This window comes from Blastomonas sp. UPD001, from assembly GCF_003426715.1.
GTDB lineage: Bacteria > Pseudomonadota > Alphaproteobacteria > Sphingomonadales > Sphingomonadaceae > Blastomonas.
The window spans coordinates 2,164,179-2,177,831 of the sequence record NZ_QKVT01000001.1; the positions used below are offsets into that span (position 1 = coordinate 2,164,179).

The 13,653-nt window shown below is 65.6% G+C and carries 14 protein-coding genes; 6 read left to right on the top strand and 8 right to left on the bottom strand.

The genetic code is table 11. From position 1 onward, the window contains the following. Positions 1-176 precede the first annotated feature (176 nt). From DM995_RS11020 to DM995_RS11030, 3 genes are all read right to left on the bottom strand, one after another. Complete coding sequence (locus DM995_RS11020) at positions 177-569, bottom strand: acyl-CoA thioesterase (protein WP_023837485.1); 393 nt, start codon at positions 567-569, stop codon at positions 177-179. 198 nt (positions 570-767) lie between these two features. After that, positions 768-3,107, bottom strand: a complete 2,340-nt coding sequence (gene clpA / locus DM995_RS11025; RefSeq protein ID WP_116970424.1) for an ATP-dependent Clp protease ATP-binding subunit ClpA — start codon at positions 3,105-3,107, stop codon at positions 768-770. Between the two features lie 285 nt (positions 3,108-3,392). After that, positions 3,393-3,593, bottom strand: a complete 201-nt coding sequence (locus DM995_RS11030; RefSeq protein ID WP_116969444.1) for a DUF1192 domain-containing protein — start codon at positions 3,591-3,593, stop codon at positions 3,393-3,395. Positions 3,594-3,724: 131 nt separating this feature from the next. On the opposite strand from DM995_RS11030, the gene DM995_RS11035 reads away from it, so the two are divergent. The 5 genes from DM995_RS11035 (at position 3,725) to DM995_RS11055 (ending at position 8,842) form a co-directional block, all read left to right on the top strand. Then, complete coding sequence (locus DM995_RS11035) at positions 3,725-4,708, top strand: NAD(P)H-quinone oxidoreductase (RefSeq protein ID WP_232824325.1); 984 nt, start codon at positions 3,725-3,727, stop codon at positions 4,706-4,708. 109 nt (positions 4,709-4,817) lie between these two features. Then, positions 4,818-5,777, top strand: coding sequence for a UDP-2,3-diacylglucosamine diphosphatase (locus DM995_RS11040; RefSeq protein ID WP_116969445.1), 960 nt, complete (start codon positions 4,818-4,820; stop codon positions 5,775-5,777). A gap of 41 nt (positions 5,778-5,818) precedes the next feature. After that, positions 5,819-6,844, top strand: a complete 1,026-nt coding sequence (locus tag DM995_RS11045) for a glycosyltransferase family 4 protein (protein ID WP_116969446.1) — start codon at positions 5,819-5,821, stop codon at positions 6,842-6,844. Positions 6,845-7,004: 160 nt separating this feature from the next. After that, positions 7,005-7,706 (top strand): DUF1013 domain-containing protein, encoded by a 702-nt coding sequence (locus tag DM995_RS11050; RefSeq protein ID WP_116969447.1) that lies wholly within the window; start codon positions 7,005-7,007, stop codon positions 7,704-7,706. Next, positions 7,706-8,842 carry an MBL fold metallo-hydrolase gene (locus tag DM995_RS11055; protein ID WP_116969448.1) on the top strand — a complete coding sequence of 379 codons (1,137 nt, stop codon included), beginning with the start codon at positions 7,706-7,708 and terminating at the stop codon, positions 8,840-8,842. Before DM995_RS11050 ends, DM995_RS11055 begins: the two co-directional genes overlap by 1 nt. Before the next feature lie 6 nt (positions 8,843-8,848). Here DM995_RS11055 and DM995_RS11060 read toward each other — a convergent pair whose 3' ends face one another. The 3 genes from DM995_RS11060 to DM995_RS11070 are packed head-to-tail and all read right to left on the bottom strand — an operon-like array spanning position 8,849 to position 11,725. Beyond that, a complete protein-coding gene (locus DM995_RS11060; protein WP_116969449.1) occupies positions 8,849-10,078 on the bottom strand; it encodes an SAM-dependent methyltransferase in 1,230 nt (409 codons plus the stop codon). Between the two features lie 25 nt (positions 10,079-10,103). Next, a complete protein-coding gene (locus tag DM995_RS11065) occupies positions 10,104-10,880 on the bottom strand; it encodes a molybdopterin-dependent oxidoreductase (protein ID WP_116969450.1) in 777 nt (258 codons plus the stop codon). After that, positions 10,877-11,725 (bottom strand): cytochrome b/b6 domain-containing protein, encoded by an 849-nt coding sequence (locus DM995_RS11070; protein ID WP_232824327.1) that lies wholly within the window; start codon positions 11,723-11,725, stop codon positions 10,877-10,879. The genes DM995_RS11065 and DM995_RS11070 overlap by 4 nt, the downstream gene beginning before the upstream one ends. An 85-nt stretch (positions 11,726-11,810) precedes the next feature. On the opposite strand from DM995_RS11070, the gene DM995_RS11075 reads away from it, so the two are divergent. Next, positions 11,811-12,209 (top strand): RidA family protein, encoded by a 399-nt coding sequence (locus tag DM995_RS11075; protein WP_116969452.1) that lies wholly within the window; start codon positions 11,811-11,813, stop codon positions 12,207-12,209. Between the two features lie 7 nt (positions 12,210-12,216). Here the strand turns inward: DM995_RS11075 and DM995_RS11080 are convergent, their stop codons facing one another. Continuing rightward, entirely contained in the window at positions 12,217-13,308 is a 1,092-nt protein-coding gene (locus DM995_RS11080; RefSeq protein ID WP_116969453.1) for a helix-turn-helix transcriptional regulator, read from the bottom strand. Between the two features lie 7 nt (positions 13,309-13,315). Continuing rightward, positions 13,316-13,621 (bottom strand): hypothetical protein, encoded by a 306-nt coding sequence (locus DM995_RS11085; protein WP_116969454.1) that lies wholly within the window; start codon positions 13,619-13,621, stop codon positions 13,316-13,318. Between the last annotated feature and the right edge of the window lie 32 nt (positions 13,622-13,653).

The window sequence follows — 13,653 nt, forward strand, 5'->3', positions numbered from 1 at the left end:
CTTCTCGATCTCGTCGAGCAGCAGCACGCAATGCGGCTGCTGGTCGATGGCATCGCAGCCGCCGCTTCCGGGCGACCGATTCGGCTTTGACGAGCTGCTGCTGATGCAGAGCCATGTCGGCCATGACGGCAGCGTCTACGAGCCGATCGCCGCGTTCGCGATGCGCGGCTGACGCGTCAGGGCTGGAAGGCGGCGGCGATATCCGCGGTGACGCGCGCAGGCCTGCCGGTGGCCTTGTCGAGCATCGCCCAGGTCGAGATCGCGGTAACGATGTCGCGGCCGCTGGCATCGGCAAAGGCGGCATGGCGGGCAAAGCGCGCGCCCTTGGGGGTGCCGGGCACCCAGGTGCGCCCGATCGCGGTTTCGCCCAGGCCGATATTGCCGCGATAGTCGATCTCGTGCCGCACGATGACCCAGAAATAGGCGGCGACATGCGCCGGATCCGCCGCCGCATTCCAATGGGCGACCGACAGCTCCTGCAGCCACTGCACCCAGACGGCATTGTTGACATGGCCGAGCTCGTCGATGTGCTGCGGCTCGGCGGTAAAGGGGAGAGAGAAGGTAGTCATGGGGCGAGGCTCTAAGGCTCCCACCCCCGTTTGTCCCGGTCCTTCGTCTGGCTGGCGAGCCAGCCGCTCAGGATAAACTCAAGTCGAGGGACGAAATCCCGAACGGTTGTGCAAGGTCCCTCGACACGCTCGGGACAAACGGATGTGGGTTGGGAACAAAAAAGGCCCGACTGACATCATGCCAGCCGGGCCTCTCGATCAATCCGCGTTGGTATCGCTCGCCTTCTTGGCAGATCCGCGCGCCTTTTTGGGCTTGCCCGCCTTGGGCGGCGCGGGGACGATCTCGAAGGCCATGGCGCCGTCCTTCATATGGACGTTGACCTCGCCACCCTGGACCAGCTTGCCGAACAGCAGCTCTTCCGCCAGCGGCTGCTTGATCTTCTCCTGGATGAGCCGCGCCATCGGGCGGGCACCGTAGAGACGATCGTAACCGCGTTCTGACAGCCAGTCGCGCGCTTCCTGGTCGAGCCGGATGTGCACGTTCTGGTCGGCGAGCTGCAGTTCGAGCTGGAGGATGAACTTGTCGACCACGCGGGCGACAACCTCGGTTCCCAGATAGCCGAACGGCACGATCGCATCGAGACGGTTGCGGAATTCGGGGGTGAACATCTTCTTCACCGCCTCGTCCGACGCGTCCTCGCGGCTGACATCGCCAAAGCCGATGCCCTCGCGCGCCATGTCCGCCGCGCCCGCGTTGGTCGTCATGATCAGCACGACATTGCGGAAATCGACGGTCTTGCCGTGGTGGTCGGTCAGCTTGCCATTGTCCATCACCTGCAACAGGATGTTGAACAGGTCCGGATGCGCCTTCTCGATCTCGTCGAGCAGCAGCACGCAATGCGGCTGCTGGTCGATGGCATCGGTGAGCAGGCCGCCCTGGTCATAGCCGACATAGCCCGGAGGCGCGCCGATCAGCCGGCTGACCGAGTGGCGTTCCATATATTCGGACATGTCGAAGCGCTGCAGCGGAATGCCCATGATATTGGCGAGCTGCCGCGCGACCTCGGTCTTGCCGACGCCGGTGGGGCCGGAGAACAGATAGTTGCCGATCGGCTTGTCCGGATCGCGCAGGCCTGCACGGCTGAGCTTGATCGCGCTCGACAGCACTTCGATCGCCTTGTTCTGGCCGAACACGACGCGCTTCAGGTCGCGGTCGAGATGCTCGAGCACCTTCTTGTCATCCTTCGACACCGACTTGGGCGGGATGCGCGCCATCGTCGCGATCACGCTTTCGATCTCGCGCGCGGTGATGATCTTGCGCCGCTTGGCGGGCGGCACCAGCATCTGCATCGCGCCGACCTCGTCGATCACGTCGATCGCCTTGTCGGGCAGCTTGCGGTCGTTGATATAGCGCGCCGAAAGCTCGACCGCGGTCTTGATCGCATCGGGGGTGTACTTGACCTTGTGGTGATCCTCGAACGCGGTGCGCAGACCCTTGAGGATCTTGATCGTGTCCTCGATCGTCGGCTCGTTCACGTCGATCTTCTGGAACCGGCGCAGCAGCGCGCGATCCTTTTCGAAATGGTTGCGGAACTCCTTGTAGGTGGTCGATCCGATGCAGCGGATCGACCCGCTCGACAAGGCGGGCTTGAGCAGGTTGGACGCATCCATCGCGCCGCCCGACGTCGCACCCGCGCCGATCACGGTGTGGATCTCGTCGATGAACAGCACCGCATGCGGCATCTTCTCGAGCTCCGAGACGACCTGCTTCAGCCGCTCCTCGAAATCGCCGCGATAGCGCGTGCCGGCGAGCAGCGCGCCCATGTCGAGCGAATAGATCACCGCCTTCTGCAGCACTTCGGGAACGTCGCCCTCGACGATCTTGCGCGCCAGACCTTCGGCGATCGCGGTCTTGCCGACGCCGGGATCACCGACATAGAGCGGGTTGTTCTTCGAACGGCGGCACAGGATCTGGATCGTGCGGTCGACTTCCGGCCCGCGGCCGATCAGCGGATCGATCTTGCCGGCCTGCGCGCGCGCGTTGAGGTTGACCGTGAACTGGTCGAGCGCGCTGTCCTTCTTCTGCTTGGCGGCAGCGTCCTGCTTTTCCTCCTGCGGCTCCTCGGTCCCGCGCACGGTGCGCTGCTCGACCGGCTGGCCGCCCTTGCCGATGCCATGGCTGATATAGCTCACCGCATCGAGACGGCTCATGTCCTGCTGCTGCAGGAAATAGACGGCATAGCTCTCGCGCTCGGAGAACAATGCCACCAGCACGTTCGCGCCGGTGACGACGTCCTTGCCCGAGGACTGGACGTGCAGGATCGCGCGCTGGACGACACGCTGGAAGCCGGAGGTCGGCGCAGGGTCGGTCTTTTCGGCGACCTTGAGCGAATCCAGCTCGTTATCGAGATAATGGGTGACGGCATCGCCCAGTTCGCCCAGGTCCACGCCGCACGCCTGCATCACCTGCGCGGCATCGGCATCGTCGATCAGCGCAAGCAGCAGATGTTCGAGCGTGGCATATTCATGACGCCGGTCGGCGGCATTGTGCAGCGCCTGGTGCAGCGTCTTTTCCAGCGATTCGGCAAAGGATGGCATATTGCGATACTCCGCAGCGGGCGAGATACCCGCCTTCTCATTCAATCCGCCCGGAAAAAAGGGCCGGGCCCCTCATCGTCAAGCGCCTCTTTGCCATAGCCCCGCAGCCATTTCGGCTGTCCACTCCGGGGCGCTCCACGTGCACCAATATAGGACGCTGTTACGGCAAATCCAGCAGGCTCGAAGCCACTCGTCGCGAATAATCACAGCAAAAGCCGTGCCAGTTGAACGGCTGATCGTGCGGGGCGGATGCGCCGTCGGGCTCAAAGCCCCCCAACGCGGCGATCAGCTCTTGCGAAACAGCGCTTCCGCGCTCAGCCGGTGCTGCGCGGCAAAGGCCTTGCGCGCCTCGCAGCGCGCGATCTCCGCCCGGCACAGCGCGATGCGCGCATCCAGTTCGTCCAGCGAATAGGCATCGATATCCTCGCTGCCCAGTTTGTGGGCAGCGTCCATACGCAGGCGCGACAGGCTTTCATCGGGCTCCATGGGACTTATTGTTGACCCCGGTGCCTTAGCTGTCAATATGGGCATTTACAGAAGTTGACGGGTTTGTCCGGCAACGGGGGGAGCACCAGGTCATGTCGATCCTGGAAATGACGAAAGTAATTCCAGCTACCATGCAGGCGGTTGATTATGCCGAGCCTGGCGGGCCGGAAGTACTGGTGGCGGGCGAGACACAAGTTCCGGTGCCAGGGCCAGGCGAGCTACTCGTGCGCGTCGCTGCCGCCGGGGTGAACCGGCCCGATGTCATCCAGCGCCAGGGCTTTTATCCGCCGCCGCCAGGGGCGCCGCACATTCCGGGACTGGAAATCGCCGGCACGGTTGTTGCCGCAGGTCCCGATACCGACGATGCGCTGATCGGCCAGCCGGTCTGCGCGCTGGTCGCAGGCGGCGGCTATGCCGAATACTGCCTTGCGCGCGCCGACCATTGCCTGGTGGTGCCGTCGGGCATCGCCATGGTCGAAGCCGCCGCGCTGCCCGAAACGCTGTTCACCGTGTGGCACAACCTGTTCCAGCGCGCCTATGCCCGCGACGGCGAGACGGTGCTGGTGCATGGCGGCACCAGCGGCATCGGCACGATGGCGATCATGCTGGGCAAGCTGTTCGATCTCAAGGTCATCGTCACCTGCGGCAGCGACGACAAGTGCGACGCCGCGCTCCGGATCGGCGCGGCGCATGCGATCAACTACAAGACGCACGATTTCGTCGAGGAGGTCCAGCGCCTGACCGACGGCAAGGGCGTCGAGATCGTGCTCGACATGGTGGGCGGCAGCTATTTGCCGCGCAACATGGCCTGCCTGGCCGATGATGGCCGCAACGTCACCATCGCGGTGCAGGGCGGCATGAAGGCCGAGATTTCGGTGCTCGAGATCATGCGCCGGCGCCTGACGCTGACCGGATCGACGCTGCGCCCGCGCTCGAACGCGTTCAAGGCGCTGCTCGCCGACGAGATCGCGCGCGAGGTCTGGCCGCTGGTCGCGACCGGCGAGCTGTCGCCGATCATCCACAGCCGCTATCCGCTGGCCGAGGCGGCCAGGGCGCACGCGCAGATGGAATCGGGCGATCTCATCGGCAAGATCGTGCTGGACGTCGGCGAATAGTCCACCGACTGTCATCAAGCCGTCATCGCTATACGATTCGAGTTGTCACATTAAACCGCCATTGGCGTGGTCCCGAGGATGCAGATATCCGCAAGGGAGCAAGCGCCACATGGCCCTCGACGAATTCAGCGACCCGATCGGCGCGATCCTGGCGGGCGCGGCGCATACCGGCCAGTTCACTGCGGACAGTCTTGCCGCCGACGACTTCGCCAACGTCACCGGCTTTCCCGGCGGCCAGCCCTATATCCCCGAGGCGCCGGTCGACAAGCGCCGCCGCTATCGCACGGTGTGGATCTCCGACGTGCATCTGGGCACGCGCGGCTGCAACGCGCAGATGCTCATCGACTTTCTCGACCATGTCGACAGCGACACCATGTATCTGGTCGGCGACATCATCGACGGCTGGCGACTGAAGAAGAAATTCTACTGGCCGCCTGCGCATAACGACATCGTCTGGCGCATTCTCAAGCGCGCCAAGCGCGGCACGCGGATCGTCTATATCCCCGGCAACCATGACGAGATGTTCCGCCAGTTCAGCGGGCTCAATTTCGGCGGCGTCGAGATCCGCCGCGCCGCATTCCACGAGACGGCCGATGGCAAGCGGCTGATGGTGCTGCACGGCGACGAGTTCGACACGATCATGCTCGCGCACCGCTGGCTCGCGTTCGTCGGCGACACGCTCTACCATCTGCTGATGAGCATGAACATCGGCGTCAACTGGGTGCGCCAGCGTTTCGGCCTGTCCTACTGGTCGCTGTCCAAGATGGCCAAGCACAAGGTCAAGAACGCGGTCGAGTTCATCTCGCGCTTCGAGGAGCTGGTCGCGCGCGCTGCCGCCGAGCGCGGCGTCGATGGCGTGGTCTGCGGGCATATCCACACCGCCGAGATCCGTCAGATCGGCGGGGTGGACTATTATAATGACGGCGACTGGGTCGAAGGCTGCACCGCGCTGGTCGAGCATTTCGACGGGCGCATGGAAGTACTGCACTGGGCCGAGATCATGAAGGAACGCCAGGCGGCCGAGGCCGAGGCCCTCGCCCGGCAGGAACGCGAAGCGGTGGCGGCCTGAACCCTGGCCGCGCGACAGGGGAGACGGGCATGCCGGCCTGCATGAAGATCGCGGTCATCACCGATGCCTGGGCGCCGCAGGTCAATGGCGTGGTGCGCACGCTGACCGCCGTGACCGAGCGGCTGCGCGCGCTGGGTCACGAACTGCTGGTCATCTCGCCCGACCAATATGCCTCGATCCCCTGCCCTTCCTATCCCGAGATCCGGCTCGCGCTGACCACGCGCTACGGCGTCGGTTCCCGGCTGAGCGACTTTGCGCCCGATGCGGTGCATATCGCCACCGAAGGGCCGCTGGGCATCGCCGCGCGGCGCTTCTGCCTCGATCACGGCTATCCCTTCACCACCGCCTATCACACCCAGTTTCCCGATTATCTGGCGCGGCGCACCGGGCTTCCCGCCGCGATGTTCTGGCCGTTCATCCGCTGGTTCCACGCGCCTGCACAGGCGATCCTGGTGTCGACCGAAACGGTGCGGGCGCAGCTGCGCGGCCAGGGGCTGGGCCAGGTGGTGCACTGGGGCCGCGGCGTCGATCTGGGCTGTTTCGGGCCTGACGCCCCCCGGCCCGCGCTCTATGCCGAGCTCGAAGGCCCGATCCAGCTCTATGTCGGGCGCGTCGCGGTCGAGAAGAATATCGAGGCGTTCCTGTCGAGCCGCCATCCCGGATCGAAGGTGGTCGTCGGTGATGGCCCCGCGCGCGAGGCCTTGGCCCGAGCGCACCCCCAAGCGCATTTCGTCGGCGCGCAATCGGGCGCGGCGCTGGCGGGCTATTATGCCGGCGCGGACGTGTTCGTCTTCCCCAGCCGCACCGACACGTTCGGGCTGGTGATGATCGAGGCGCTGGCCTGCGGGACTCCGGTTGCGGCCTATCCGGTCTCCGGCCCGCTCGACGTGCTGACGCCGGGCGCGGGCGCAATGGACGCCGATCTCGACACGGCGATCGCGGCCGCGCTCAGCCTTGACCGCGCCGATTGCCTGGCAGCGGGGCGCGCCTTCACCTGGGATGCCAGCACCCGCCAGTTCCTGAACGCCCTGGTGCCGATCAGCGCCCGCTTCGCGCTCGCCGCCTGAACGCCCGGCCGTCCGCGCGGCGATCGCCCGGCGACCGATCGGCGCGCTGGAAAGGACGCGCAGCCCCAAGACGCTTGCCCGCAGCGCAAGTTTCGCTTATGCCCGTGCCCAGCATTCGGCCACCCCGCGAGGGGTGGCCATATTTTTTGGAGAAACGCGCATGTCTGCCAACCCCCAGCCGCTGATGCCGCACGCGACCGCATCCTGGATGGTCGACAATACCGGCCTCAGCTTCGAACAGATTGCCGATTTCTGCGGCCTGCACATCCTGGAAGTCCAGGCGATGGCCGACGACCTTGCCAGCAGCAAATATACCGGCCGCGATCCGGTGCGCGCGGGCGAGCTGACCATGGCCGAGATCGAGAAGGGCCAGGCCGATCCCGACTATCGTCTCAAGATCATCGCCGGTCCCGCGCAGGTGCGCCGCACCAAGGGCCCGCGCTACACCCCGGTGTCCAAGCGCCAGGACAAGCCCGACGGCATCGCCTGGATCCTGCGCAACCATCCCGAAATCTCGGACGCGCAGATCGGCAAGCTGATCGGCACGACGCGCAACACCATCGCCGCGATCCGCGATCGCAGCCACTGGAACATCTCGAACATCCAGCCCAAGGACCCGGTGACGCTCGGCCTGTGCTCGCAGCGCGAGCTCGACGCGATCGTCGCCAAGGCCGCGAAGAAGGCCGGCATCACCGAACAGGCGCCGACCGACACCCGTCTGGGCGGCGACCGCGAGGCGCTGATCGAGGAATTGCGCGCCGAGCGCGATGCGCAGCACCGCGCCGCCGAGGAAGCCGCGCGCGAGGCCGCGATCGAATCGGCGCTGCTCGGCGGTGACGAAGCCGAAGACGGGCGCGACTGATGGCCGAGGCAGCGGCCCCGGAAGAGGTGGAAACGCGCTCGGGGCCGCCCGCTTATGATGCCTCGCTCGCCGACCATGGGCTCGAGCCCAAGGAATTTCGCGGGCTGACCTATCCGCTCGGCGATCATGCGCCGGGCTATGGCGAGTATTTCGCGATCGCGCCGGGGCTCGGATGGACCCGGCTGCCGGTTCCCGGATCGCTCGACCATATCAACATCTGGCTGCTCGACGATACCGACGAACAGGGCGATGGCGTCGCGATCGTCGATACCGGGCTGTACATGCCCGCCTCGACCGATGCGTGGAAGAAGCTGTTCGCCGAAGGGCTGCAGGGCCGACGCATCACCCGCGTGCTCGTCACCCATTTCCATCCCGATCATGTCGGGGCCGCCGGCTGGCTGTGCCGCCGTTTCGGGGTGCGGCTGTGGATGAACCGCACCGAATGGCTGATGGCGCGGATGCTCACCTCCGATGTGCGCGAACAGCCGCCTGAAGAGGCGATCGACCAGATGCGCCAGGCCGGCTGGGACGACAGGCGGCTGGACGAAATGCGCGCACGCGGCTGGGGCAATTTCGCGCGGATGGTCGCGCCGCTTCCGATCGGCCATGTGCGGATGGAAGACGGCGGCGAGGTGCAGATCGGCAAGCGGCGCTGGACGGTGATGACCGGCGGCGGGCACACGCCCGAGCACGCGTGCCTGATCGACAAGCCGGGCCAGGTGGTGATCGCGGGCGACCAGATCCTGCCGCGCATCACCAGCAATGTCTCGATCATGGCGAGCGAGCCGACCGCCGATCCCTTGCGCGAATGGCTCGACAGCATCGCGAAATTCCGCGCCGCGCTGACCGGCGACGAGCTCATCCTGCCCGCGCACGGTTTCCCGTTCACCGGGGTGCATGCGCGGCTCGATGCCCTGGCCGAGGGGCATCACGACCGGCTCGATGCGCTCGAGGCGGCGCTCAAGGAGCAGGCGATGCGCGCGGTCGACACGTTCGGCATCCTGTTCGCGCGCAAGGTCGACGACAGCGTCTATGGCATCGCCACCGGCGAAGCGATGGCGCATCTGCGCTATCTCGAATATGCCGGGCGTGCGACCTGCACCGTGCGCGACGGCGTCGCGTGGTATTCGGCCTAAAGGCTCTCAGCCTGAGCGGTATTGCGCTTCGGCTTCGGCCATATAGTCGCGGGTGATCGGCAGCGCGTGGCGGCTGCGCGCGAACTGCACTTGATAGTTGCACATGCCGCCATGTTCGAACGCGGCGGTGGCCCCGGCGAGATAGAAGGTCCACATGCGGAAGAAGCGGGCGTCGTAGAGCGCCTCGATCTCGGCCCGTTTCTCGACCGTGCGCTGGTACCAGAGCCTGAGCGTGTGCGCATAATGCAGCCGCAGCGTCTCGACATCGGTGGCGATCAGCCGCGAGGGCTCGCTCGCGCGCACGATCTCGCTCAGCGCCGGGATATAGCCGCCGGGGAAGATGTACTTGGTGGTGAACGCATCGGTCGCGCCGGGCACGCCCATCCGCCCGATCGTATGCAGCAGCATCACCCCGTTCTGCGCAAGCAGCTTGCGGCACTGGCGGAAGAAGGTCTCGTATTGCGGCACGCCGACATGCTCGAACATGCCGACCGAGACGATGCGGTCGAAGCTTCCGTTGAGCGCGCGATAGTCGATCAGCTCGAACTTCACCCGGTCGGCAACGCCTGCCTCCTCGGCGCGGCGGCGCGCGACCTTGAGCTGCTCGTGCGACAGGGTGATGCCGAGCACGTCGACATCGGCGACACGGTTGAGATAGAGCGCCATGCCGCCCCAGCCGCAACCGATATCGAGCACCTTGAGGCCAGGTTTCAGCGCGAGCTTGGCGGCGATATGCGCCTTCTTGTCGTCCTGCGCCTGTTGGAGCGAGTTGCCGGGATCGGTGAAATAGGCGCAGCTATACTGCTTGTCGGCATCGAGGAAGAGATCGTAGAGCCGGTCGTCGAGATCGTAATGATGCGCGACATTGCGCTGCGACCGGCCCGCCGGGTTGATCTGGTCGATCCGCCCGCCAATCGCCTTGACCAGCTTGCGCAACGGTCCTTTCGGCTTGAGCTCGCCGCCCTTGTCCCAGGGCGCGTTGGCGCGAACGAGCTGGATCAGCTGCATGATGTCGCCGCGCTCGATGATCAGCCGGCCGTCCATATAGGCCTCGCCCGCCCCGAGGCGCGGGTGGAGCGCGATGAAGCTCGCCACATGCTTGTCGGCCAGCCGGATCGCGACATCGGGAAAGCCGGGCGCTGCCGTACCGAAGCTGCGGGTGCGACCCTGATGATCGGTGAGCTCGAGCGTGCCTTGGCGGATGATCCGGGCGAGAAAGCGATCGATCAGGCTCATGACAGTCTAGATGGTGCTGCGCGTGTCAGATACCAGCATACCATTCATATCCCGCCGCGTCTTCCCAGTAACCGCCGCCCCCGCCATAAGCGAGGCGATAGTCAGCAACCGCCTCTATACGGCGGACATATTTGGCGTGCTTGTAACCCAGATGCCGTTCGACGCGCAGCCTGAGCGGCGCACCATTGCCGATCGGCAGCAATTCGTCGTTGAGCGCCCAGGCCATCATGGTCTGCGGATGGCGGGCATCCTCCATGTCGATGCTCTCGTAATAGGGCCCGGCGCGCAGCGTATCGGCGCAGTGAAACACCAGATAGCGCGCGCTGTCCTTCACCTGCACCTTGTCGAGCAGATGCGCGAGGTTGACTCCGGTCCATTTGCCGATCGCGCTCCAGCCCTCGACACAGTCGTGCCGGGTGATCTGGGTCTGCTTCGGCATCGACCGGATCTGGCCCAGCGCGAAGCGCGTGGGCTTCTCCACCAGCCCGTCGATGGTCAGCGTCCAGTCCGAAAAGCCGGTCGCGGCCTGCTTGAGATAATCGGCATCGGTCGGCGCGCGCGTTCCGTTCGCGGGGACCGAGCGCCCGATATCGCGCGGCGAATATTCGCGCGCCAGCCGATCGCGCCCCTGGATCGCGCGCTGCAGCGCCATGTTGCCGGTTTCGGCCAGTCGCAGCGTGTCGCGCCAGCCCTGGTTGGCGTTGAGCGCGTCGCAGCCGCTGAGCAGCCCGCCCGAAGCGACCGCGAGCGAGCCGACCAGCGCGCGGCGCGTCACGATCAGGGGGCTCTTCGTCTCGCTCATCGCCGGTGCCCAATCGTCATGCCGCGCAGCAACGTCAGCGGCTTGTGCACGATCACCAGAGCGACGTGGAGCAGCATGAAGCCGATCAGCGACCAGGCGATGATGAAATGGATCGAGCGCGCGGTCTGGCGTCCGCCGAACATCATGCTCGGGAAATGCAGCGCGGCATCGGTGCCCGGCGACATGGCAAGACCCGTGATGATCATCAGCGGCAGCATCACGAAGATCACCGCGATATAGCTGAGCTTCTGCAACGGGTTATAGGCTTCGCCCGGCGCAGTGTGGAAATCGAACCTGGCATGTTCGACAATCGTCCGCCACAGCGCGCGCGGGTGCCATTCGGCCGCGCGCATCGCGATCATCGAGCGGATATGACCGTTCAACAGGCTGAAGGCCATGAAGAACAGCAGCCCGAAGGCGAAGAACCAGGCGAAGAAGAAATGCCAGTGCCGCCCATCGGCGAGGCTGTAATCGCTGGGGATCGTCGCCCAGCCGGGAAAGGCGCGGCTGCGCATCTGCCCCTCGCCGTCCTCGTACCGCCCGAGCAGCCCGGTGGTATCGATGCGCTGCCCCCCGATCTCCAGAAATCCGCGCGAGCCCTGCTGGCCGATGACCAGCCAGGCTGGCTCGTCGCGATTGCCATATTCGCCCCAGTACAGCCGGGGATGCGCGTTGAAGATCATGAGTCCGCTCATGAACAGCGCGATCAGCGACACCAGATTGACCCAGTGCCAGATCCGCGTGGTCAGCGCATGGCTGTGATCGGGTTCGCTCACGGGCGGCGCGATATCGGGCGCGGCCTGGGGCGCCAGAGCGGGCTCGGCAGGGTCGAGAGCGGCGATCATGTCCGTCATTCGCAATCCATCGCCACAAGGTTACAGTGTCGAGGCGAATCCTCGCGCTCTTTTACGTCACGAAAGGCCGCCTGTCATGCCCGTCCCGGCTGAGGTCATCACCATCACCCCCGATCCGCTTGCACCCTATGCGATCTCGCCGGGCTGGAAGGCGGGCGGTCTGCTCTTCCTGTCGGGCCAGGCGGCGATCGACCCGGCCGGGCAAATTGTCGGGGCCGGCGATTTCGCCGCGCAGCTCGAGGCGACCTTCGCCAATATCGACCGCGTGCTCGCCGCCGGCGGCAGCGACCGCAGTCGCATCATCAAGGTGACGATCTATCTGACCGACATGGGAAATTTCCCGGCGATCGTCGAGGCGCGGCGTCGCTATTTCACGCCGCCGTGGCCCGCCGACACGATTGTCGAGGTGCGCGCGCTGGCGCTGCCCGAGCTGATGGTCGAGATCGACGTGATTGCGCTGGCGGGCGAGAGCTGAGCCAGGTTCAGGCGAACTGATCGGCGAGCCGCAACAGATCGACCTTGCGCCGGATGCCGGTGCGTTCGAAGATCTGCGCCAGAAAGACGCGCGCGGTATTGCGGCTGATCGACATCAGCGCGGCCGCCTCTTCGAGCGCATCGACCCGTCGCAGCACATCGAGCAGCTCCGCCTGACGCCGGGTCAGGCCCAGCGCGCCCATGAACACCTTCACCGCGTCGAGCGCGTGTTTCATGTAGGTGACATGGACCTCGACGCTTCTGGGGCCGGAAGTTTGCGGCAAGGGCACCACCCGCGCCATCGTATCGGCCAGTCCGGTCTTCAGCGTCAGGTCCATGCCCTGCTGCGGAAAGGCATTCTGCATCATGGCCACCAGCGCCGACTGGAAATCGGGCAGCATGTCCGCCAGCACACCGTCCTCGTCGAGCCGCGCGAGGCCCGTCAGCGGCAAGGTGAAGCGGATCATCGGCGCCCGATCGGGCGACGGCGACGAAATCTGCATGTCCTCGTCGACGACGATCGAGAAACAGTCGATATGCTGCAGCTGTCCCGGCAGGTTGCTGCGCGCATCGGCCGCACCGGGCCTGCGCCGCAACGCCTGGTTGATCGCGTTGAACTTGTCGTAGAAGCGCTGATAGAACTGGACGATATCGGTATGGTCCGCACGGCCCTTCTGCCGGTGCACCGCCAGGCCGATGCGCGCATCCCCGACACAGGGCATGACCAGCATCGATGCCTCGGTGGGCGCGCTGGAGCTTTCCAGCCATTCCCAGAATTCCTCATGGTCGTCCGGATCATCGGGGCGGCGCAACTCCTCGTCGAAGATGACGCCGTGGCTGGCATAGCGCTGCGCATAGATGATGCGTGGGTCGATGCGATGATAGTGATCGGCATAGGCCTGGACCATCGTCGGGTCGAAACCGACCGTACCCAGCGATCGGACCATGCGGTTGTCGCCGAAGATCAGGTCCATCGACAGGCCATCCGCCGCGATCATCGGCGCCATCGCGGCCAGCGAATCGGACCAGGTGCAATGGCCCCTCGCTGCATCGGCAATCAACTCGTCCAGCCTGTCGAACCGGTTGGAAAGCACGATCATGGGTGCATCACGTCCCCATGCCCGATGATCGCGTGATGACATAATCCTCGCGCCCGTCGATCGAGACGGTGAGCCGGATGGTCCAGTCGTCCGATCCGCCGAAGCGGACATGGCTGAGCACGCGGCCCGCCTCGTCGATCGCGCCGAAGCTGCTGGTATTGACCGAATTGTTCGAACCGCCCGAGCGCGATTCGATGCGAAAATGCCCAGCGCAGCGGCAAGGCGCCGCGGCCATCACCCGGGCATCGACCAATGCGCCATCCCTGCTGACGACAAGCGTGATCGGCTGGTCCTGCGCCGCGGCGGTGGTCATCGCGTCAGCGCTCGCAGCAACAGGCGCAGCGG